Below are 23,526 nucleotides of genomic sequence, written 5' to 3'. Positions count from 1 at the left end.
TGAATAAATAGTTTAATAAAGAAATTGTGTGCTGCAAAAAAAGCCGTCTCACAATTACTCGTGAGACGGCTTTTTTTGCCTTGTTAATAACAATGACGTTATTGAATATTAATTTCGAATGGCATTTTTGCCTGAATACCGCTGTTCACCACTACTTTTTTCAATTGCTGATACAACAGGAAGTTTTCGCCGAATTCCTGTTTTGCATAATACATCCTTACATTATCTCCTGCATCCGATAAGAAAGATTTTAACGGATCTATTTTCTCAGGATATTCTACAATTTTATAATTGCTAAGTTTCGCTTTTTTACCGGCTGCAACGATCGCATCATTAAAGCTGCCGATCTTATCTGCCAAACCGATTCTTACTGCATCAGTACCTACCCAGACATGTCCGCCCCCTATGGAGTCGATATAAGCTTTAGAGCGCTTACGCCCTTCTGCAACGCGGCTGGTGAAAGTATCATATACATGGTTCACATCTGTTTGAATGATTAATCTTTCTCCCGGAGTTAACGGACGGTTCGTACTCATAATATCAGCATACTGACCAGTTTTTACACCGTCAAAAGTAATCCCTATTTTATTGGTTAACAGGTTCTGGAAATTAGGTATGATCCCGAATACTCCGATAGAACCGGTAATAGTATTTGGCTGTACAAAAATAGAGTCGGCCGCACAAGCGATATAGTAACCGCCCGAAGCCGCAACATCACCGAAAGATGCCATCACAGGCTTTACTTTTTTAGCCAGTATAATTTCTCTCCAGATTACGTCTGAAGCCAATGCACTACCACCACCTGAATTTACGCGAAGTACAATAGCTTTGATTTTATCGTCCTGTCTGGCTTTTCTGATGGCACGTGAAATACGCTCTGAACCAATAGATTCATCACTGCCTTCGCCACCAGTAATATCGCCATTGGCATAAATAACTGCTATTTTGTTTTTACTTTCACTTTTTTCTTCTTTCTGATTGGTTGCATAATCATTGATGCTAACGGTAGCAATAGTTTCCTTTTTGCCTGTTCCGCTTAACGCTTTCAATTCATCGATAACTTCATCTTTATATTTAAGACCGTCTATCATTTTATAAGTCAGTGCATCCTTAGGAGCTTGAATTTTATAAGTATCAGCCATCTTATACAAACTATCTTTTGGGATATTTCTGGATACAGAGATTCCTTCCAAGAAGGTACTGTATAAGCCACCCAGATAAGCGGTAACCTGCTGACGGTTATAATCACTCATTTTATCATTTGTAAATGGCTCCACAGCACTTTTATAATTACCCACACGGATAATCTGTGCTTCTACGCCGAGTTTTTCCATAGCACCTTTAAAAAAGGTTAGCTGAGAGCTAAAGCCTTTGAATTCTAAAGCACCTTGCGGGTTCAGGTAAACTTTATCGGCTACTGAAGCCAGGTAATAGGCATCCTGTGTATAAACTTCACTATAAGCGATGATTTTTTTCTTACTGGTTTTAAAATCGATCAAGGCATCCCTGATTTCTTTTAAAGTTGCTTTTCCTGCTCTTGGAGAACTTACATTCAGATAAATACATTTAATGTTATCATCTGTCTTTGCTCTTTTTAAAGCTCTCATCAAATCGTTAAAGCCAAGGCTTTTTCCAACGTTTGAACCTATAATAGGCAGATTATCGAGTGTTTTGTTTGGGGTACGCTCTTTAATGGTCTGGTCAAGGTTAAGATAGAGCACAGAGTTACTGACAACATCCACAGTTTTGTCGCTGTCTATGGAAGAAACCAGTGCGACCACAAAAACTATAAAGAAAATGGCAATAAGAAAAGTGGAAATGATAATTCCTACGACGGTAGCAAAAACATATTTAAAAAATTCTTTCATGTGGATGTTTAATATTTAATTTGTAAATATATTAAGAAACTACCTGAGATTTATCATCTAAATTAAGGCACGCTCTTAATGAATTAGCTTTTATATGGGATTGGAGTACAAAATGGTTTATTTGTTACTGGGAAGTAACCTGGGAGAGAGAAAAGAATTAATTGAGGAAGCCATTTCGAAGATTGAAAGCCGTATTGGGTCAATAGTCTCCAAATCAGCTTTATATGAAACTGCAGCCTGGGGAAACGAAGATCAGCCTCCTTTTTTGAATGTAGCAATTGGTGTGCAAACAAACAAAACTGCTGATTTGGTGTTGGACTTAGCATTGGAGATAGAGCAGGAGCTGGGCAGGGTAAGGTTAATGAAGTGGGGAGCCCGGCTGATTGACATTGATGTGATCTTATATGGACAGGAGATCATTAATGATGGGGAGAGGTTGCAGATTCCGCATCCAAGGATGCAGGACAGGAGATTTGTACTGGAACCTTTAGCCGAAATTGCCGGGGAAGTTGAACATCCGGTGTTTAAACAGCGTATATCAATGTTATTATCTTTATTAAAAGATAATTTAACTGTATATAAAATATTATAAATTTACTAGTTTTGTTTCAAATGATTGACGAAGAAAAAAATAACAGCCCCCTTGATCTGTCTTATCTCCGGGATATGTCTGGTGACAGTGCTGAGTTTATGATTGAAATGATCGATATGTTTAAGGTACAAACCCCTTTATATGTAGCTGATCTTGAACAGTCATTTGAAGCTCAGGACTGGGAAAAGATGGCGGGCTATGCGCATAAAATAAAACCTACACTATCATATGTAGGCAGGGAAGATGCCCGGGGACATCTTCAGCTTATAGAAAATAATGCTCGTGATCTGAAAGATCTTGAAGATATGCCACGCGCATTAAAAGAGTTAAATGAATTTGTAGCCATACTTTACAGACAGCTTGATGAAGCGAAAGCTGAATTGGCTAAGAGATTGTAAGGAAAGCCTTAAAAATAAAAAAGCTGTCAGTGAATCTTCAGATCCGCTGACAGCTTTTTTTATATCAGATCAATTGATTACAACTTCGGCACGCGCCTGAAGTGTAATAAAGATAAAGCGATGTAAAGTACCAGTACAAATGGAACTGCAGCGAACTGCAGGAAAGCAACCAATATTGCTGAAAGAATCAGAAATATGAACTTTATTTTGTTCTGCTCCCATTTCATTGAACTGAATTTCAAAGAGAAGATCCTGATTTCACTGGTCAGCAGAAAACTCATGATCACCGTAATAGCGACCAGTAAAATTGATGAACCAATTAATGCCGGATAATCTTTCTGGATAAAGGGCAAGGACACAATAAACAGGGTATTCATTGGGGTATTTAAACCGATGAAATCTTCTGTTTGCCGGGTGTCTATGTTAAATTTAGCTAAACGTAACGCAGAAAATATAGTCATCATAAAGCCCAGGTAAGGCAGGTAAGGTGAAGAAAAATCACTCTGTGCAAGTAATTGAAACATCACCACTCCTGGCAAAAAACCGAAACTTACCATATCGGCTAAGGAGTCAAGCTCTTTACCGATAGGGGATTTTACATTCAGTAACCTGGCTGCAAAGCCGTCAAAAAAGTCGCATATGCCGGATATTAACACGGCATATGCTGCGATATTCAAGTCTCCTTTAAATGCAAAAACTACGCCTATACATCCCGAAAACAGATTGGCACAGGTTAAAGCATTGGGAATGTGTTTCTTCATATCAGACTAGCTGTTCATAGAAATTAAGAACTCTTCATTAGTTTTTGTGTTCTTGATTTGTGCCTGAACAAATTCCATAGCCTCCTGTGCATTCATATCTGCAAGGTGGTTACGTAAGATCCATACGCGTTGTAAGGTATCTCTGTCATGTAATAAGTCGTCTCTACGGGTACTTGATGCTGTAATATCAATAGCAGGGAAGATACGTTTGTTAGACAATTTACGGTCTAATTGTAATTCCATGTTACCTGTTCCTTTGAATTCTTCGAAAATTACCTCATCCATTTTAGAACCTGTATCTGTTAATGCGGTAGCTAAAATAGTTAAAGAGCCTCCTCTTTCAATGTTACGGGCAGCACCAAAGAAACGTTTTGGTTTATGTAAAGCATTTGCGTCCACACCACCAGATAAGATTTTACCGGATGCAGGCGCAGTTGTATTGTAAGCACGGGCAAGGCGTGTAATCGAATCCAGCAGGATCACTACATCATGTCCGCATTCTACTAAACGTTTTGCTTTCTCCAATACGATATTGGCAATCTTAACGTGACGTTCAGCTGGCTCATCAAATGTAGAAGCAATAACTTCTGCACGTACACTTCTTGCCATATCTGTTACCTCTTCCGGACGTTCATCGATCAGTAAAATGATCAGGTAAACTTCAGGGTGGTTTTTAGCAATCGCATTGGCAACTTCTTTCAGCAGGTTTGTTTTACCGGTTTTAGGTTGTGCAACGATCAAACCACGCTGACCTTTACCAATCGGGGTAAATAAGTCAATGATACGGGTCGAGTAATTGTTGGTTTCTGTGAAAAGATTTAATCTTTCTGTTGGGAATAACGGAGTCAGGTAGTCAAAAGGGACTCTGTCTCTTACATCAGCTGGTAAACGGCCGTTGATAGTCTCTACTCTGACCAGTGGGAAATATTTCTCTCCTTCTTTTGGAGGACGGATACTTCCTTTAACGGTATCTCCGGTTTTTAAACCGAAAAGTTTGATCTGAGATTGTGAAACGTAAATATCATCAGGTGAAGAAAGGTAGTTGTAATCTGCCGATCTTAAGAAACCATATCCATCAGGCATAATTTCCAATACACCTTCGTTAGTGATGGTATTATCGAAATCCAGGTTTGAATAACTGTTTTCGTTTTGCTTCTGATTGCTATTGTTACCGTTGTTGTTATTGTTGTTTTTTGGTCTGTTGTCTTCTCTTACAGGTTTTGCCTTTTTGATTTCGGTATGTGCTGTAACAGCTGGCTGAACAGCTTGTCTTTCTTCAGTTCTTGGTGCTGGGGCAGCAACCGGAGCCGGAGTTTCTGACTGAACATTTCCATCGGTAACTGGTGCTGCTGGTATAGCTTCAGGCTGTGGCTGTTCTTCTTGCTGCGGTGTATCGAATAAAGATGCCCTGTTGAAGTTATTGCCGTTATTAGTTGCCGGAGCTTGTTCTGCTTCGTCTTTAGGAATACGTGTCCTTTTTCTAAGCGGTTTTTCTGCAGTATTAAGTTTCGGAGCTTTTGGTTTAGCTGTTTTTGCCGGATTTTCTTTGACAGTATCCTCACTGATTGCTGTTTCAGGAACATCAATGGCAGGTGCAGCTTCAGGTTGTTGTTCACTGATTTGATGAATAACTTCAACCAATTCAGCTTTACGCAAATCATCAGCATTCAAGATCCCCTGAGATTTTGCTAACTCCCGCAATTCTGCAGTAAGTTTTTCATTTAATTCTGTTTTGTTAAACATTATGTGGGTGTAGAGAAATTTTTATAAACGAAATTATTTATCAGTAGATCAAAGCAAAAAAATGCAAGTATGAATTTGAAAATAGAACAAATTTTTGTGAGATTTTCTGGAATGATCAGATAAACTTTTGAGAATTATGTTGCAATTGTATGTAATTGTATTCTAATCTCCAAGTAAAAACGAAAATTGTTATAAAGATTTTACTTAATTATGTGCAAAACTCATCTTAAATAGGCTCTGCATTGCTGTAGAAAATTTGGCATATTTGCGCATAATCTAAGCCCAAATGAATAAGAAGCAACTATTTGAACAAATTCAAGCTAAAAAATCGTTTTTATGTGTTGGACTCGATCCGGTATTGGAAAATCTTCCAAAACACTTGTTGAGTTTTGAAGATCCGATATTTGAATTCAACAAACAAATTATTGATGCGACCAAAGATCTGTGTGTGGCCTATAAGCCAAACACAGCGTTCTATGAATCAAGAGGTTTGAAAGGCTGGGAGAGTTTATTGAAAACATGGGCCCATATTCCCGAAGATATTTTTACCATTGCCGATGCGAAAAGAGGGGATATAGGAAATACGTCTGCGATGTATGCGGATGCTTTTTTCAATGCAGAGAAATCGGGAATGAGTTTCGATGCTATTACAGTTGCCCCTTACATGGGAAAAGATTCTGTAGGGCCTTTTTTAAAGTATGAGGATAAATGGGTGATTTTGCTGGCGCTGACTTCAAATGAGAGCCATAGTGATTTCCAATTGTTTGAAAACGCAGATGGAAAACTTTATGAAGAAGTGATCCGTGTATCTTCAAAATGGGGAAACAGCGATCAGCTGATGTATGTTGTCGGGGCTACAAGAGGAGCTGAGTTTGCGAATATCAGAAGGCTTGCACCAGATAATTTTCTATTGGTCCCTGGTGTTGGTGCACAAGGCGGAAGCCTGGCAGATGTCTGTGAATTCGGCTTAAATGATACCTGTGGCTTGCTGATTAATTCATCAAGAGGGATTATTTACGCAGGTAAAGGGGAAGATTTTGCGGAGAAAGCGAGGGAAGAAGCTTTAAAGTTGCAGCAGGAAATGCAGGTAATTCTTGAAAAATCAGGTTTATTATAAGTTTCCGGGCAATAAAAAAGAAATCTTGATCTGAGAAAAAATGTTTAAATTGCTATTGGCATTGCTGTTTATAAGAGTTCCTGCTTAGGGTATGATTATTGCAGTTGCCCGTTATTAAATTAAAAGCATGTTTCAGAGCATCGTTACCTATTTCGAGAAGCAAAGTTTTGGGGTCTGTACTTATATCGCAGACCGTTTTGACATGTCGATCAGTAAAATCAGATTATTCTTTATCTATTCTTCTTTTCTGGCAGTAGGTTTTCCTATTGTTTTTTATATCATGGCTGTGCTTATTTTAGATGTCCGCCATTATATCAAAAGGATCAGACAGCGGATTTGGGATTTATAAATTTATTGTGCTGTTATAAATCAGCATAACAGAACTCATACAACTATATATTTTATATTTGTTGTTTATTAATACAGTTACGAAAAATGTCGTTAAGGGGAAACCAATTTAAATCTAATTCATTCAAAAACGAATACGGGGAGAAGCCAGGTTCAAAAGCATCGTCCAAAGAACCAAGAGCAAGATTTGAACGGATACCTTCACTGAATTTTCAGGATGAAAGGGTTTTAAAAATTGCAGGCTTGTTTTTCCTGATTCTATCCATCTATTTCCTTGTGGCTTTCACTTCCTACCTGTTTACCTGGCAGGAAGATTATAGTTATGTAATTGATGCAAATGGTGGCTGGAGCAATCTTTTTAAAACAGTAGAAGAACTACAGCAGCACAATATCCCTTTTGTGGTACAAAACTGGCTGGGCAAGTTTGGTGCTTTATTATCTCATCAGTTTATCTATGAGTGGTTTGGTGTCGCTTCCTTTTTATTTGTATTCGTTTTCTTTGTTATCGGTTACCGCCTGTTATTCAAGGTTAAAATATTTGCACTGGAAAAAACGCTGGGTTACAGCTTGTTTTTCCTGCTGTTCCTGTCGCTTACTTTTGGGTTCCTGCATTCTTTCATTGCTGATTCTCCACATTATCTGGAAGGGGAAATCGGGTATTGGACTAACCGCTTACTGGTTGCCCAGGTTGGTGTAACCGGGGTTGGCGGGCTGATTGCCTTTTTAGGACTGACAATTTTAATCATTGCTTATAACATCGACTTTAAATTCCCGGAAAGGGTACGCGTTGAAGAAGAGGAAGAGATCATCCCTGAAGCTTCAGGTAATGCTTTTTCTGATTTTAAAGAGCCGGCAGAACGTCCATCGCCTGTGGCAGTGAAAGAAAATATAGAGCGTCCTGATCAGATAGAGTTCACCTTAAATGACAGACTGGCTTCAGAACGTAAAAAGGAACAGCAGAATATCACGTTAACACCAAGCCGTTTCGAAGAGAAAGAAGCTGAACCGGAAGTTATCGTGCCCAAAGCGCCTATACTGAATATGATGAATGCACCGATCATTCTTTCTCCGGCAGTAGAGCCAATTAAGGAATTGATCTTTGAAGAGGTTAAACCAGAGCCGCAATTAACGATTCAGAAAACTGAAGAGGAAAAGAAATCGGATGACCTGGTAGAGCAGTTTGGTAATTACGATCCAACATTGGATTTATCAAGTTATGTTTATCCTCATCTGGAATTATTGGAGAACTATGGTTCGAACAAGATTTCTGTCAATGCAGACGAGTTAGAGGCCAACAAAAATAAAATTGTTGAGACGCTGAATCATTATAATATTGAGATTGATAAAATCAAGGCCACGATTGGTCCGACAGTAACGCTTTATGAGATTATTCCTGCTCCCGGAGTCAGGATTTCGAAAATCAAGAACCTGGAGGATGATATTGCCTTAAGTTTAGCAGCATTGGGTATTCGTATTATTGCACCGATGCCCGGAAAAGGTACTATTGGTATAGAGGTCCCGAATATGCACCCGGAAATGGTATCCATGAGAAGTATTCTGAATACTGAAAAGTTCCAGAAAACAGATATGGATCTGCCTATTGCTTTAGGAAAAACTATTTCTAATGAGGTTTATATTGCCGATCTGGCTAAAATGCCCCATTTACTGGTCGCAGGAGCTACCGGACAAGGTAAATCTGTAGGTATTAATGCGATCCTGGTTTCTCTGTTGTATAAGAAACATCCTTCGCAGCTTAAGTTTGTATTGGTCGATCCAAAGAAAGTGGAGCTGACATTATTTAATAAGATTGAGCGGCATTTCCTGGCCAAACTTCCGGGAGAGGCTGATGCGATTATTACGGATACTAAAAAGGTAATTCATACTTTAAATTCATTGTGTATTGAAATGGATCAGCGTTACGATCTGTTGAAGGATGCACAGGTGAGAAATTTGAAAGAGTACAATGAGAAGTTCATCAAACGCAAGCTGAATCCAAATAATTCACACCGTTTCTTACCTTATATTGTACTGATTGTAGATGAGTTTGCCGATTTAATGATGACCGCTGGTAAAGAGGTGGAAACGCCGATTGCCCGTCTGGCCCAATTAGCACGTGCGGTAGGTATTCACCTGGTACTGGCCACGCAGCGCCCTTCGGTAAATATTATTACGGGTACAATTAAGGCGAATTTCCCGGCAAGGCTTGCTTTCAGGGTATTGTCTAAAATTGACTCGAGGACTATCCTGGATAGTGGGGGTGCAGATCAGCTGATTGGTCGCGGGGATATGTTATTGTCTACCGGAAATGATCTGATCAGGCTACAGTGTGCATTTGTGGATACACCAGAAGTTGATCGTATTTCTGAGTTTATTGGTAATCAGCGCGGTTATGCGGAGGCTTATCAGTTACCTGAATATCTGGATGAGGCGGCAGAATCTGCCAAGTCTGATTTTGATCCGAATGATCGTGACGTGATGTTTGAGGATGCAGCCAGACTGATTGTAATGCATCAGCAGGGCTCTACTTCTCTGATCCAAAGAAAAATGAAGCTGGGCTATAACAGAGCGGGCAGAATTATCGATCAGCTGGAGGCTTTTGGTATCGTTGGTCCTTTTGAGGGAAGTAAAGCAAGAGAGGTATTAGTGCTTGATGAGCATCAATTGGAACAGTTATTGAACGACCTGAAGAAATAATTAGAAGAGCAGATGAAGAAGATAGTAGGTGCGTTACTGATTTTATCAGGAATAAGTTTTGGTGGTTATGCTCAGCAGGATGTTAAAGCGAAGGCTATTTTAGCGGATGTAAGCAAGAAATATAAGTCTTATGGCGTAGTAAAGGCAGATTTTACTTTTACACTGGAGAGCCCTCAAAATAAGGTAAAGGAAACTCAGCAGGGTACTTTGATTGCAAAGGCTGCTGCTAATCAGTATAAAGTGATTATGACTGATCAGGATATGATCAGTGATGGGAAAAGCCAGTGGACTTATCTGAAAAAAGATAAGGAGGTACAGGTATCAGCTGCAGATAACAGCAGTGACGCATTAAACCCTGCAAAGGTGTTTACTTTGTATGAAAAGGGGTTTAAGTATCTTTATACTGGTGATCAGAAAGTGGGTGCAAAGGTTTATCAAATGATAGATTTATCGCCAACAGATTCAAAGACTTCTTATTTTAAAATCCGCTTGAGCATTGATAAAGTGGCTAAACAATTGGCCAATGTTTTAATTCTGGACAAAAACGGTAATAAATATACGTATGCCATAAAATCGTTTATGGGCAATGCGAAAGTTCCGGAATCAACATTTGCATTTGATGCAAGGAAATATCCTGGTGTTGAAGTAGTTGATTTGCGGTAATCAGCTTAATGGTAAATGAGGGTTCAGACAAGAGGTCTGAACCCTTTTTTTTTGTTATTTTTGGACTACATTAGAGTCTGTTTTAATTTTAAAACAGGATCGTATAAACCAGCTGCTTTTGAAAATTACATTTTTAGGTACTGGCACTTCCCAGGGAATTCCTGTGATTTGCTGCAATTGTGAAGTTTGCCATTCTGATGATCCAAGGGACAATCGTCTGCGGGTATCGGTATTGGTGGAAACGGGTGACAAGACAATTGTAATAGATAGCGGGCCTGATTTCAGGTACCAGATGCTGCGTGCCGGTGTAAAGGATCTGGATGCGATTGTGTACACGCATGAACATAAGGATCATGTTGCGGGTTTGGATGACATACGCCCTTTCAATTATTTGCTGCATAAGAATATTGATATTTATGCAACAGCAAGGGTTCAGGAAGCTTTAAAAAGAGAATTCTCTTATATTTTCGCAGAAAAGGTTTATCCGGGCATTCCGCAGATCAACGTACATACGATTGCTGCAGAGAATTTTTATATTGGAAAAACGGAATTGATCCCTTTACAGATTATGCACTATAAACTGCCGATCCTGGGTTTCAGAATTAATAATTTTACGTATATCACGGATGCGAAAACTATTCCGCAGGAAACGATAGCTAAAATAAAGGGAACGAAGGTATTGGTAGTAAACGCTTTGCAGGTGGAGGACCATATTTCGCATTTTACTTTGGGGGAAGCTATTGCTTTTGCACAGGAAATCGGTGCACAGACGACATATTTTACACATATCGGCCATAATATGGGGAAACATGCGGATGTGGAAAAAGAATTGCCGGAAAATATAAGGTTAGGGTATGATGGGTTGGTTATAAATTTATAATTTTCAAAATAGTTGCCTGATTATAGCGAATAAATATATATTTGCACCTCACAAGATATCCGGGTGGCGAAATTGGCAGACGCACCACCTTGAGGGGGTGGCGCTTGAAAAGGCGTGGCAGTTCGAATCTGCTTCCGGATACTGAATACTAAAAAAGGTCTTAACAATTAATTTGTTAAGACCTTTTTTCATAATAATTACTTTTTCAGTAAGTTTTCTGTTTTCGTCAGGAATTTATCCGTAACCTCATTAATGTCCATATTCATTCTTTCTGCAAGCACAGTTAACCACCAGATACATTCTCCTAATTTATGTTCCAGTTCAGGAATAGCCTGGTCACCTTTTGGCCAGCGCCCTTGCTGAGACATAGTTAATCTTCCAACCAGTCCTGCATCAGTAAGGAAAGCCAGTGCATCTTCTTCCACTGACCATTTACTACCGTGGTGTTGTTGCTCTAATTGATGATAGAGGTGTCTGATTTTTAATGATCTTTCTTTGATATTTTTTAATTCTGAATTATTCATGGGCTGTTTGTTTTCCGAGCTGCTAATTTACCCAATTGAGGCTGCATACTGTAATCTGCTTTTACCTTACAAGAGTATAAAATTCTTTCTGTTACTAAAATTAGGTTAGCTTGCTATTGATTAAACTTATAACATAAGAAGCTAATATGGTAAAATTCGGTGCATCTTTATTATCATGGGTACTGCCAGAATGGAAGGCTATAGAAGGAGCCTATGCAATTCAAAAAACAGCAGCAGCAGGATTTGATCTCCTGGAGATCTTATTGCCTCCTTCGATGAATATTGATACTGCAACGGTACGTAAACAATTAAAGGAAAATCAAATTCAGGCGATTTGTTCCTTTAATCTTCCTGCCAATTGCCATATTCCTTTTTATCCTGATCAGGCATACGAGGCGATTAAATCGGCACTTGATAAAGCAGCCGAACTGGAATCTGCAATTCTTGCAGGAGTACTTCACAGTGGCATTGGCGTTTTTTCAGGGGCAGTAAAGACGACACAGGAAAATGAAATTCTTGTTCAGGTATTAGCTGTCTGTGCTGATTATGCCAGCCGTTTAGGAATAACGATGTGTCTGGAGCCTGTTAACCGTTATGAAAGTTATGTATGCACCTGTGCTGCTGATGTACTGGATTTAATTGAACAGGTGGGCTCACCTGCTTTGGCACTTCATCTGGATACCTTTCATATGAATATTGAAGAGGACAATTTTCGTGATCCGGTGCTCAATAGCGGCAGTCATTTAAAGCATCTGCATATCACAGAGAGTAATCGTGGTATGCCAGGAGAAGGAAACGTAAACTGGGATGATCTTTTTGCAGCGCTGGCAAAAATTAATTACGATGGCGCATTGGTGTTGGAGAATTTTTCATCTTCTATTCCTGGAATGTCGGAACGTGTTAATCTATGGCATCCTTCCAGGCATAATGCGCAGGAGCTGGCGGAAGGTAGCCTGGCTTTTATCAGGCAAAAAGCTTTAGATTATGAATTATAATTATCTTGCGAAATGGAATTGCATTCGGAGATCAGAAAATTTATAGAGAAGAAAATCGTAGCGGACAATCCTTATCTTCCGCAGAATTATCCTGAAGTCAGCACATTTGAGAAATTTCAAGCTGGTTATAGGTTTAATGGAATAACTGGTGAAATATATACGGGTGCAAAACCTGCTGACTTCAAAGAAAGCTGGTACGTGATCTGTTCCAATGCTATGGATGATCCTTTTTTTGTGGATTTATTGGAGCAGGAGCAAGGCTTTCCTGTCTATTTTTCATGGCATGGTGGTGGAGGCTGGGAACCTGTGAAAGTTGCTGAAGATTTAAATGATTTTGCAGCAAAGTTATTGAGCATACAAAAGGTTGATCAGGATAATGCTAAATTAATCAGTTTGTTAAATACCGATTTTGATTTGACTATTGAGTTATGGGGCGAAATGTATAGTTCAGTTGAGGAAGAACAAGATAATGATAGTATTGAAGAGGCAGATGCCGACCGGTCGGAATGTTATACCAGTGGAAAAGTTATAGTCAGGGATATTGGTCCTCAAAAAATAAAAATTGTAAATTATTTAAAAGCCTGCTTAAAACTAACTCCGCAAGAAGCTTTAGCATTAGCTAAACAAAAGGAGATTGAAGTTGCCCAGGGCTACCTGGTTAACCTTAAATTTTTGGTCAGTGATTTAAAGGAATTAGGAGCAACAGCCGAATTTATAGCCGATAAAACATAGGGAATGCAGGTGTACTCACCTGCATTCCCTGTTGTAATCAATTAGTTCTGAGGTGGTTTCATGGTCGTATCTGACCTTTGATCGGTTCTTTTAAGGGTATCATTTGCTGGCCACCCCTTTTTCTTTGTCGTCTTTTTGCCTGCCGGAGACTTTTTGTCCATACGTTTCTTCGTAGTATCCTGTCTTTGTTTTGTAGTGTCCTGTTGGGGCATTGCAAACGTTGTGAAGCAGAATGCGCAGAGCAATAGCATCATTAATGACTTTTTCATGGTCTGAATATTAAGTGAATAATTTGATTTACAGAGACTTAAACAAAGGATGAACCTGTTGGTTTTATAATTCTTGTAATCAGGTATAAATTTCAATAACCAGGTATTTAACTTGTGTTGTGCAGTAATATAGTATTTGATATTTTTAAGTAATTAAAAGTTGTTTATATTGTTCTGTAATGATATTTTAGATATATTTATAGGAACTAATTATGTTTTATGAAAAAATATTTATTAATGGTAGCTGTATTGTCAATCGGTACGTTATCTTCTTTTAGCGGGGGAATTAAAGAAACTCCAGCTACCGCATCATCAACAGTTTATTTTGCTGTTCCTGACGCTCCTGTTTTTAGTTATGCTAATTATAATGGAAAAGGGCGCACGCTGGTTGGTGTCGGGCTTGTACCTGGTGCAACAGGCTACAATTGGTATTTGAATGGCAAATTCTTGTACACAACAACTAATAATTATACGAGTGTCGGAATTAATTGCGGCTCATATGGTGCAATAGGCGTTGAAGCCGTGAATGCGTCTGGTGTTTCTGCACTTACCATTAAGGGAGTAATTGGTTGCAGCCAGGAAGATTAATCTTTAGGCTAAACTGATTTTGGGTTGTCCGCAAAACGGACAATCCTTTTAATTTCTTTATTCTGCTGTTAAAATAATCCCGGGAAAATCATGCTGATAGATACGGGATTTTGTCGTTTTTTAGCACTTCACGTAATTTTAGCTATAGTTGCCGTAATAATATAAACCCGTTGATATTATTGAATTAATTTCATCTGACAGAGCTGAAAGCATATTTAATCTTAAACATACACAATGGGCGCAAACAATGATTTATTTCTCGATATAGTGGAGTTCAATGCAAAGTCAGGATTCGTGGCAGACGAACTTGATTCATTAGTTAGTGAACAAAAAGGTGGGTTGTCCATGGAGTACATGACAAATCTGCTAAAATGCAGAATTCTTGAACAGCAATTAGACGAGCTAAAAGGTTTATTAAGTAAACATAACTCTTAGGTGTCAAACCTTGTTTACTTCATGACCTCTTCATTCTCTTAAATATTTACCTGACTTTATTAATACTTAAAAGTTATTCATATGTTGTCATAATAATAACATGTGTTGATTGTTCTTAACAATTTAATAACTTCAATGTATATCCGTATTAAACTGAGAGCTACATCTTTGGCGGAATTTTAAAGCTGTTCTTTTTTTAAGACTTATGATAAAGACCGTTTCCAGCGCATTGCTTTTGTTCGTATTTCCTTTATTGATACCAAAAGATGGAGATAACTTACCAATTAATAAGATCCAGGTTATCGGATCACATAACAGTTATAAAAAAGCGATTGACCCCCATTTGTTCGGAGTATTCAGGAAAAAAGATTCTGTATCGGCCAGCAAAATAGACTATGAACATATCGGGATAATCCAGCAGCTTGATATGGGGTTGAGAAACCTTGAAATTGATGTGTACGCAGATGCAAAAGGAGAGAAATATGCGCATCCACGGGGATTGGATTGGGCAAAAGATCAGGCTCCTTACGATACAGCTCAAGAAATGAATTCATCGGGCTTTAAAGTTTTTCATATTCAGGACCTGGATTTCAGAAGTGATTTTCTGACTTTGAAAGGTGGATTGGCGAAATTGAGAAAATGGTCGGACGCACGATATATTATTCGTACCCGCGCAGATTCTGATACGCAGGAGGCACGCCGTAATGACCGTTCTAACTTCGGGGCAGCATGCGCTTCAGGAGCTCAGATCATTACGACCGACTACTATTTAAAGAGTACTCATTTTAAGTCTGATTATGTGGTGAGTTTTGAAGGTGGTCAATATTTCAGAGTGAATCCATTTTTCAAATAATAGGTTAATGTGAGTCAATTTCAGTGTTTTATCCCGGTCTTAACAATTTGATTACATGGAATGCTTAAAGCTTTTACATAAAATTTAATTAATATTGACCGGGATCTTCCATCAAACACGGGTTGATTCTATTTATGGCCTCTTATAAAACATTAGCTGATCACGATTTAATTGCCTTTTTGAAGGATGGCGACAAAGCTGCTTTTACCGAAATATACAATAGGTATAAGGGGGTATTGTACATTCATGCTTACAATAGGCTTAGAGATCAGCAGGAAGCAGATGATGTGGTACATGAATTGTTTACCACACTCTGGACTAAAAGGGGACAACTGATTTTAAAAACACAGCTTTCAGGGTATCTTTATCAGGCAGTTCGCAACCGTGTGATTGATGTCATTTCTCACAAAAAAGTAGCCTCTTCTTATATGACTTCGCTTCAGCATTTTATGGATGGAAGCGAAGCGATCACAGACCATCGGGTCAGGGAAAATGAACTGACTGCCCTCATTGAAAAAGAGATTGGCGCATTAACACCAAAGATGAGGGAGGTGTTTGAATTGAGCAGAAAAGCTAATCTTTCGCACCGGGAAATTGCAGTGAAACTGGACCTTTCTGAAAAGACAGTCAAAAAACATGTGAACAATGCGCTGAAAGTCCTCAGGAGCAAATTGGGAATCTTCGTTTATCTGCTGTACATCGCCGGTTACTAAATTATTTTCATTTTCTTTTACGCCCAATACCCGGGCTAACCGTCTATAGTTGTAATAAGCGGTTAAAGCCCATGGATGCCAAAGAATTACTAGAGAAATACCGGTCAGGAAACTGTACAGCTGCTGAAAAAGCAATTGTAGAAACATGGTATCTTAAATTTGAACAGGATACGGCTGATCCGCTGACCGCTGATGAACTGGAACAGGCTGCAGACCGGATCTGGATTAGGTTACCCATTCATGAAAAACCTCAGCGTAATTTATGGCCCCGTATCGCAGGAGCAGCGGCAGTGCTGCTGATGCTTTCTGCTGGGGTGTATTTTTTTAAATTACCTGCGCATCAACTGGCTTTATTGACTCAAAAGGAACAAGCACCGCAAATTTTACCCGGAGGGAATAAAGCGACTTTAACACTGGCTAATGGTAAGAAAATTACTTTAGACGGAGCAGATAATGGCCAGCTTGCTGAACAGGCAGGAATTATTATCACCAAAACTAAAGATGGCCAGCTGGTTTATACTGTTTCTGATCAAGGTACGCACAAGGAGGAGCGTCAAACTGCGATGAACACGATTGCAACTCCTAAAGGCGGACAATACCAAATTAATTTGCCTGATGGAACTAAAGTCTGGCTGAATGCAGCTTCATCTTTACGTTACCCTGCAGTATTTACTGGTAGTGAACGCCGGGTGAGTTTAACGGGAGAGGCCTATTTTGAAGTGGCTAAAATACATCCGGCTAAACCTTTCAGCGTAAGTTCGCTAACCCAGACGGTAGAAGTACTGGGCACACATTTCAATATCAATTCTTATACAGATGAGCAGGCTGTAAAAACCACTTTACTCGAAGGCTCAGTTAAAGTAACCGCGCAGATGGGTACCAGCGGAAGCGTTTTCTTAAAACCCGGACAGCAAGCTGTTTTACTGGGAAATCAATTGAATGTCAATCTTAGCAATACAGAAGAGGCAATAGCCTGGAAAAATGGAATGTTCAGTTTTAAGGATGCAGACCTGCAAACGGTAATGCGTGCAGTGTCCAGATGGTATGATGTGGAAGTAAGCTATGAAGGGAATCTTCCGGGAAGACAGTTTTCCGGAGAGATCCACCGCAATATAAATCTCTCAGAGGTATTGGATATCCTGAGCTTTTTTAAAGTGCATTTCAGAATTGACGGTAAGAAAATTACTGTGACTAAATAAAACTATAACCTGTAAATAACCAACCAAACTCACCAAAAAACTCAAACGTTATGAAAAGAAAACTACAAAAGCATTGATCATCTGAAGGGTAACTTATAAAAAACCGCAGAAGTGTTGGAGCACAACTGCGGAATAAGCTGAGTTAACCCATCCCGGCAAAGATCCGGGAGAAACAAATTTTAGAGAATTTACTGTATTAACCCAACCTCACAAAAGTATGAATTTTTATGCTATTACCAGAGCTATGTCCAAGACATGGCTACCCCCTAAATTACTGCTCATTATGAAATTGACCACAATCTTGTTGTTTCTGGCCTTGATGCAAGCCAGTGCAAAGGGATACAGCCAGATTAGTCTGAAGGAAAAAAATGTTTCTTTAGAAAGGATTCTGGAATCCATTAAAAAGCAGACCGGTTATGTCTTTTTTTATGATGCACATGATATTCGTGGAATCAAAATGTCTATCGATGTTAAAACGGCTTCCATAGAAACAGTTTTAAATGAATGTACCAAAGTATTGCCTTTAACCTTTAAGATCGTTGGAAATAATGTGCTGCTGAAAAGAACAGACCTGACTTTAAGCGGTTCTGAGGATTATTACAAGATCACAGTGCTTAGAGGACGCGTTTTAGATGAAAAAGGAATGCCATTACCTGGGGTAAGCATTATCCTTAGTGCTGATAATTTTAAACAGAGTGCGCAAACCAATGGCAATGGAGAATATATCTTTAACCTTTCAAAACCGGGTAAATACGTATTGACAGCAAGTTTTATTGGTTATGAAAAGCATTTATCAACTGTTGAGCTGAATAAAGACGATGTGGTCAGAAATATTACCTTAACACCATCCAATGAAGATTTAAATGAAGTTATGGTGGTTGCCTACGGTACACAAACCAAGTCTTCTTTTACCGGATCAGCTAAAACATTAAAGGCTGATTTGATCAACGGAAGCCCGCGGGCAAGTATTCAGGAAACTTTACAGGGAAATGTTGCCGGATTAGTTTCTTCCAATGGTTCGGGACAACCGGGCGCTGTGCCTAATGTGAGGATTCGCGGTATCGGCTCTGTAAATGCTGGCAGCGGACCTTTGTATGTAGTAGATGGGATTCCTTTAGAATCTGGTCTGATCAGCAGTCTGAATAGTTTTGACGTGGAATCGGTAACGGTTTTAAAAGATGCTTCTGCAGCCTCTATCTACGGATCAAGAGCTGCAAATGGGGTGATCCTGATTACCACAAAAAGTGGGGTAGCAGGAAAGACAGTCATTAATGCCTCTGCACAGTTCGGTGCAAATAATGTAACGAACATTAAAGGGCATCAATCTTTAAATACACAAGAAATGCTGGAACTCTTAAAAGAGGGTTGGGTAAATAAAGGGAATGATGCTGCTCTTTTTGATAAAGCACTGGTTGATAATGCTGTTGACCCTAATGTAAATACAGATTGGTTTGATTTGCTTACCCGCACGGGAACCTATAATCAATACGATCTTTCTGCAAGTGGCGGAACAGAAAAAACTAAGTTTTATGTTTCCGGAAGTCATTATGTAGCGAAAGCCCCATTGCTTGGCAGTGAGTTTTCCCGCAGTACAGCTAATTTGAAATTGAGTAACCAGGCTACAGAAAATCTTTCTTTTGTTGGTGGCCTGCAAGTCAATTACCGAAAGAACCAGACACAAGCAGATGGCAGTACATTTGGAAATCCAGTACGCATGTACTCCATTTATCAGCCTTGGTTAAAGGCTTATAATGATGACGGTACTTATGATTTCAGCTATTTTAACAGGTATAATCCGGTAGCTCAGGTTAAAGAAAGCTTCAGCAGAAGTAATTCTTATGGAATGCTGGGTAATTTTCTGGCTAAATACCAATTGTTACCGTCGTTATCAATAGAAAACCAGTCGAATATCAATTTTGTTTATGAAGAAACAACCGATTACAATAAATCCGGAGTAGGTACTTCCCGTACAGATGGCGGAAGAGCGACTGCTGGTACCGGACGTTCTTCAAACTGGGTAAATACGACTATTGTACGTTTCAATAAAACACTGGGTGATTATGGTCTTAAAACTTATGCAGGCTATGAGGCTCAGAAGGTAAACGAAGTAGGTAATAGTATAACCAAACGTAATTTCCTGCCGAATACTTATACACTGGACAATGCTTCGATATTAGTTGGCGGGGGTTCTAATGCAACTTCAAATGCACTTAATTCTGCATTTTTTAATGCTTCCTTTGATTATAAATCAAAATATTATCTGAGTGCTTCTGTGCGCCGGGATGGTTCTTCCAGATTTGGTTCTGAGAACAGATATGGTAATTTCTGGTCGCTTGGTGGTTCATGGAATATCAGCCGTGAACATTTTATGGAAGGACAGGATGTGATTTCAGACCTTAAGTTACGTACAAGTTACGGGGTAAATGGAAATCAGGACATTGGTAATTTTGTTTCCAGGGCATTATACAAAAGCTCTGACTATGACAATGCACCGGGTCTGGAGTTCTCTAATTATGGAAATAACCAGCTTACCTGGGAGAAAAACAAACCGTTTAATATTGGCCTGGACTTCGGAATCCTTAAAAACAGGTTAACAGGTACCGTAGAATACTATACACGTACTACGTCAGATCTTTTGTTAAGCAGGCCTATTTCAGCAACCAACGGTTTAACGAGTTATACCGATAATATTGGTGCAATGAAAAATAGCGGACTGGAATTAGAGCTGAACAGTATCAACCTGAAGTCTGAAAGTGACGGTTTTGGCTGGACAACTAATTTCAATATTTCTACGATGAACAATAAGATCACTGCCTTAAACAGTCCGATTGTTTCTGGTAGTTATAACCGCTTTGTTGGAGGTGATTTTTACCAGTTGTATATGGTAGGGTATGCTGGTGTAGATCCTGCAAATGGAGAGGCGCTGTGGTATACAGATGAAACGAAATCAAAGACGACTAATAATTATGGATCTGCAACCCAGTTTAACCAGGGAAGTGCATTGCCAAAGGTTTTTGGCGGATTAACGAATACGTTCACTTATAAAGGTTTCTCTTTGAGCTTCCAGCTGTACTTTAATTTTGGAAACAAGGTTTATGATAATTACGGAGCGACAAGTTTTTCTGATGGATCAGGTGGTTTCACGCCGACCACAAGGATGACGCGTTATACTTATGAGCATAGATGGCGTAATCCTGGTGATATTACCGATCAACCTAAAATTGTATTTACAGGAACCCAATCAGGTCCTTCCAGCCAGGGTTCTTCCCGTTTCCTTTACAATGGTGATTATATCCGTTTGCGTGATGTTTCTCTGGGTTACCAGTTGCCTTCTAAATGGATCAGATCTATTAATCTGGCCAGTGCAAAGGTTTATTTCAGAGCGAATAACCTGTTTACTTATATCAAAGACAAGCGTATCAGTTTCGACCCGGAGGTAGGAATAGATGGTCTTTTAGACAAAAATGTTCCTATTTATAAAACTGCTCTTTTGGGCATTGATCTTAAATTCTAATCTATACAGGATGAAACAAGTATATAAAATATTACCATTAATCGTGGTGGCCTTATCCTTTGGCTCTTGTAAAAAGGACTTTCTGGAAATTAACCCGGAGCAGCAAACGGATGTGAATATGGTAGTTGTAGATTTGCCAAGTACCAGGGCAGCTGTGATGGGGACTTATAGTCTTTTACAAAGCGCTGCTTATTATGGCCGCAGTTTAGTCATATTGCCAGATGTGATGGCAGATAATCTGTATATCAGCAGAAGGAATTCTAACCGGTACACAAGTTATGATCAGTACATTGCAACGGTAAATGACGGTACTGCTTCAGGTTCATGGAATACATTGTATAAAACCATTGTGAATGCAAATATCATTATTTCCAAAGGGGAGCAGTTGGTCGTTCCTGAAACGGAATCCGGTGAAATGAAGCACCTGATCGGTGAGGCTTATACATTAAGGGCATTAGCTCATTTTGATTTATTGCGTTTATACGCTGCGCCTTATAACGCGTCGGCTGATGCCGGCCATATCGGAGTCCCGGTTGTGATTAAAAGCGGTACCAATAAAGAAGATGTGATTTCTCCAAAGAGAAATACCGTTAAAGAAGGGTATACACAACTGGTTAGTGATCTGCAAAAAGCAATTACTTTGCTTCCTGCAACAGCGCCGATAGGCTTTAGTGCTTCTAATAGAGGTCACATTGCACATTATGCGGCAAAAGCTTTATTGTCCAGAGTATATTTGTATATGGGCGACTGGGTAAATGCCGAAGCATTGGCTACTGAGGTGATCAGCAGTAATAAGTACACTTTATTAAGCAATGCTAATTATGTAACTGGTTCGACGAATTTCAGGACTCAGAACAATAGTGAGGCTATCTTTGAAGTGCAGTATACACTGACAGATAACCTGGCTCAGGATGCGCTATCAAGCTTTTTATTGCAGGGAGCGAGTTATGGAGACGGTCTGGCGACTGATGATTTGTATAATCTGTATAAGAGTACTGATGTGCGCAGAGGTTTTATGACTAAAAGTAAAAGAAGCGGCAGCGGGGGTGAAGATCCTGCTTTTGTGATCACGAAGTATAACAATATTTCCACTTATGAGGAAGGGGTTAAAGTGATCCGTTTATCAGAGGTTTATTTAATCAGAGCAGAAGCAAGGGCAAAACAGGGGAAAGATGGTTTAGCGGCCGCCGATCTGGATGTGGTTGCGAAACGTGCAGATACAACAAAACCAACCACTACGGAAACCGGGACAGTTTTACAAAATCTTATTCTTGTTGAGAACCGTAAAGAGTTCGCTTTTGAGGGACACCGTTTGTTTGATTTGACACGCAACAAGGCAGGATTTGTTAAATATCGTACAGGTGGTCTTACTATACCTGTAGCAAACACTTCTTTGAGAACTGTGCTGCCAATCCCTTTAGCTGAAATGAATGCAAATCCAAATATGGAACAAAATCCAGGTTATAAATAAATTAGCATATGAATTTACTAACGCTGGTGTTGCCGCTTTTAATCCACAGTACAGGACTGCTTAGTCCTGATACTGCTGGCCATGCAAACCTGAACGACGGCCCTTATGTTCTTTATAAAAAAGAGCAAATAGAGGTGCGGAGTATTGTTTTAGAAGATGGTGTCCGAAAGGCCAAGGTTCAAAATTTTCCGGCCACAGCTCAAACTGGCCTTCCTTTAAAAGTTCAGTTTTCTGACCATCCGGAATGGGATTTTACGGTGAAATTGCAGCGGGTTTTAAATAATGAACCTGCGGAATTTAAACAGCCAGACCGGATGATCGCACTTTCTGATATAGAAGGAGAGTTTGAGGCTTTCAGAAAGCTGTTGCTGGCCAATAAAATAATGGATGAACAGTATCACTGGATTTTTGGAAAAGGACACCTGGTGATCTGCGGCGACTTGTTTGACCGTGGAAAAGAGGTTCCGGCTACGCTCTGGTTGCTTTATAAGCTGGAACAGGAGGCTAAAACTAAAGGGGGGTATCTGCACACTATTCTGGGCAACCACGATATAATGAACCTGAGCGGCGACTTACGTTATGTAGAGACTAAATATTTTGAAAATGCAAAGCTCATGGGACTGGATTATAAAGACCTTTATAGTCAGGACACAGAAATGGGACGCTGGCTGAGGAGTAAAAATCTGATTGAGAAAATTGGAGATAACCTTTGCCTGCATGCAGGAGTTGCACCAGTAATCAATACGTTGAAAATGGGTTTGACTGAAATCAATACTAAATGCCGCCCGTATTACGACAAAGCTAAAAAGCGTGATTTAATAACGGACAGTGTGACCAGAAAATTCTTTGATGGTACACGTTCTTCTTTGTTTTGGTACCGCGGATATTTTATCGAACCCAAAGCAACCCCGGAAGAAGTTGACCAGACACTCTCGCTTTACAAAGTGAAAAGAATCATTGTAGGACATACGATTACTGCCGGTAATGTTGGCTTTTATTACCAAGGTAAAGTATTGGGAATCGATGTTAATCAGCATAAAGGCAAACATGAAGGTGCGCTTTATGAAAATAAAACCTGGTACAAGATTAATACTTCGGGGAATAAACTACCGCTGCCCACGGGTTCATAAAACATAGCTGAATCAAGCGGCTCTTCTTTTTTGAAGAGC

General features: G+C 39.4%; 21 protein-coding genes and 1 tRNA gene. 17 read left to right on the top strand and 5 right to left on the bottom strand.

The annotated features are described in order from the left end of the window. Positions 1–98: 98 nt before the first annotated feature. Complete coding sequence (gene sppA / locus LY11_RS22055; RefSeq protein ID WP_111635789.1) at positions 99–1,868, bottom strand: signal peptide peptidase SppA; 1,770 nt, start codon at positions 1,866–1,868, stop codon at positions 99–101. Positions 1,869–1,962: 94 nt separating this feature from the next. Between sppA and folK the strand changes: the two genes are divergently transcribed. Together folK and LY11_RS22045 are read left to right on the top strand one after the other, a co-directional pair. Then, positions 1,963–2,460: a 2-amino-4-hydroxy-6-hydroxymethyldihydropteridine diphosphokinase gene (gene folK / locus LY11_RS22050; protein ID WP_111635788.1), complete on the top strand. Its 498-nt coding sequence runs from the start codon at positions 1,963–1,965 to the stop codon at positions 2,458–2,460. A 20-nt stretch (positions 2,461–2,480) separates the two neighbouring features. After that, positions 2,481–2,858, top strand: coding sequence for an Hpt domain-containing protein (locus LY11_RS22045; RefSeq protein ID WP_111635787.1), 378 nt, complete (start codon positions 2,481–2,483; stop codon positions 2,856–2,858). A gap of 77 nt (positions 2,859–2,935) precedes the next feature. On the opposite strand, the gene pssA is transcribed toward LY11_RS22045, so the two are convergent. Both pssA and rho read right to left on the bottom strand, forming a co-directional pair. Continuing rightward, complete coding sequence (gene pssA / locus LY11_RS22040) at positions 2,936–3,619, bottom strand: CDP-diacylglycerol--serine O-phosphatidyltransferase (protein WP_111635786.1); 684 nt, start codon at positions 3,617–3,619, stop codon at positions 2,936–2,938. Positions 3,620–3,625: 6 nt separating this feature from the next. Continuing rightward, positions 3,626–5,362, bottom strand: a complete 1,737-nt coding sequence (gene rho, locus LY11_RS22035) for a transcription termination factor Rho (RefSeq protein WP_211321635.1) — start codon at positions 5,360–5,362, stop codon at positions 3,626–3,628. 286 nt (positions 5,363–5,648) lie between these two features. On the opposite strand from rho, the gene pyrF reads away from it, so the two are divergent. The 6 genes from pyrF (at position 5,649) to LY11_RS22000 (ending at position 11,205) form a co-directional block, all read left to right on the top strand. Next, entirely contained in the window at positions 5,649–6,479 is an 831-nt protein-coding gene (gene pyrF / locus LY11_RS22025) for an orotidine-5'-phosphate decarboxylase (protein WP_111635785.1), read from the top strand. Positions 6,480–6,606: 127 nt separating this feature from the next. Beyond that, positions 6,607–6,828, top strand: coding sequence for a PspC domain-containing protein (locus LY11_RS22020; protein ID WP_111635784.1), 222 nt, complete (start codon positions 6,607–6,609; stop codon positions 6,826–6,828). An 86-nt stretch (positions 6,829–6,914) separates the two neighbouring features. Further along, entirely contained in the window at positions 6,915–9,521 is a 2,607-nt protein-coding gene (locus LY11_RS22015) for an FtsK/SpoIIIE family DNA translocase (RefSeq protein WP_111635783.1), read from the top strand. Positions 9,522–9,533: 12 nt separating this feature from the next. Further along, positions 9,534–10,184: a LolA family protein gene (locus LY11_RS22010; protein ID WP_111635782.1), complete on the top strand. Its 651-nt coding sequence runs from the start codon at positions 9,534–9,536 to the stop codon at positions 10,182–10,184. A gap of 118 nt (positions 10,185–10,302) precedes the next feature. Further along, entirely contained in the window at positions 10,303–11,064 is a 762-nt protein-coding gene (locus tag LY11_RS22005; protein ID WP_111635781.1) for an MBL fold metallo-hydrolase, read from the top strand. Positions 11,065–11,121: 57 nt separating this feature from the next. After that, positions 11,122–11,205, top strand: a tRNA-Leu gene (locus LY11_RS22000). Positions 11,206–11,261: 56 nt separating this feature from the next. Here LY11_RS22000 and LY11_RS21995 read toward each other — a convergent pair. Next, the gene (locus tag LY11_RS21995) at positions 11,262–11,588 is read right to left on the bottom strand and encodes a nucleoside triphosphate pyrophosphohydrolase family protein (RefSeq protein WP_111635780.1); all 327 of its coding nucleotides are present in this window, start codon (positions 11,586–11,588) and stop codon (positions 11,262–11,264) included. A 146-nt stretch (positions 11,589–11,734) separates the two neighbouring features. On the opposite strand from LY11_RS21995, the gene LY11_RS21990 reads away from it, so the two are divergent. Together LY11_RS21990 and LY11_RS21985 are read left to right on the top strand one after the other, a co-directional pair. Continuing rightward, the gene (locus LY11_RS21990; protein ID WP_111635779.1) at positions 11,735–12,583 is read left to right on the top strand and encodes a sugar phosphate isomerase/epimerase family protein; all 849 of its coding nucleotides are present in this window, start codon (positions 11,735–11,737) and stop codon (positions 12,581–12,583) included. A 12-nt stretch (positions 12,584–12,595) separates the two neighbouring features. Beyond that, the gene (locus LY11_RS21985) at positions 12,596–13,315 is read left to right on the top strand and encodes a hypothetical protein (protein ID WP_111635778.1); all 720 of its coding nucleotides are present in this window, start codon (positions 12,596–12,598) and stop codon (positions 13,313–13,315) included. A gap of 41 nt (positions 13,316–13,356) precedes the next feature. On the opposite strand, the gene LY11_RS26540 is transcribed toward LY11_RS21985, so the two are convergent. Next, positions 13,357–13,584 (bottom strand): hypothetical protein, encoded by a 228-nt coding sequence (locus tag LY11_RS26540; protein WP_146610892.1) that lies wholly within the window; start codon positions 13,582–13,584, stop codon positions 13,357–13,359. A gap of 219 nt (positions 13,585–13,803) precedes the next feature. Here LY11_RS26540 and LY11_RS21980 point away from each other — a divergent pair, with 219 nt between their 5' ends. From LY11_RS21980 to LY11_RS21945, 7 genes are all read left to right on the top strand, one after another. Continuing rightward, positions 13,804–14,172, top strand: a complete 369-nt coding sequence (locus tag LY11_RS21980) for a hypothetical protein (protein ID WP_111635777.1) — start codon at positions 13,804–13,806, stop codon at positions 14,170–14,172. A gap of 640 nt (positions 14,173–14,812) precedes the next feature. Further along, entirely contained in the window at positions 14,813–15,460 is a 648-nt protein-coding gene (locus LY11_RS21970) for a Ca2+-dependent phosphoinositide-specific phospholipase C (RefSeq protein ID WP_111635775.1), read from the top strand. Between the two features lie 134 nt (positions 15,461–15,594). Continuing rightward, a complete protein-coding gene (locus LY11_RS21965; protein ID WP_111635774.1) occupies positions 15,595–16,173 on the top strand; it encodes an RNA polymerase sigma factor in 579 nt (192 codons plus the stop codon). 71 nt (positions 16,174–16,244) lie between these two features. Continuing rightward, positions 16,245–17,372 carry a FecR family protein gene (locus LY11_RS21960; protein ID WP_111635773.1) on the top strand — a complete coding sequence of 376 codons (1,128 nt, stop codon included), beginning with the start codon at positions 16,245–16,247 and terminating at the stop codon, positions 17,370–17,372. A gap of 283 nt (positions 17,373–17,655) precedes the next feature. Further along, positions 17,656–20,886, top strand: coding sequence for a SusC/RagA family TonB-linked outer membrane protein (locus LY11_RS21955; RefSeq protein ID WP_170132751.1), 3,231 nt, complete (start codon positions 17,656–17,658; stop codon positions 20,884–20,886). 10 nt (positions 20,887–20,896) lie between these two features. Next, positions 20,897–22,357, top strand: a complete 1,461-nt coding sequence (locus LY11_RS21950) for a RagB/SusD family nutrient uptake outer membrane protein (protein WP_170132750.1) — start codon at positions 20,897–20,899, stop codon at positions 22,355–22,357. 8 nt (positions 22,358–22,365) lie between these two features. Continuing rightward, the gene (locus tag LY11_RS21945; RefSeq protein WP_111635770.1) at positions 22,366–23,487 is read left to right on the top strand and encodes a metallophosphoesterase; all 1,122 of its coding nucleotides are present in this window, start codon (positions 22,366–22,368) and stop codon (positions 23,485–23,487) included. Positions 23,488–23,526: the final 39 nt, after the last annotated feature.

This window comes from Pedobacter cryoconitis (assembly GCF_003259615.1).
In the GTDB taxonomy this organism is placed as follows: Bacteria; Bacteroidota; Bacteroidia; order Sphingobacteriales; family Sphingobacteriaceae; genus Pedobacter; species Pedobacter cryoconitis.
This window is presented reverse-complemented; position numbering and strand designations above follow the sequence as displayed.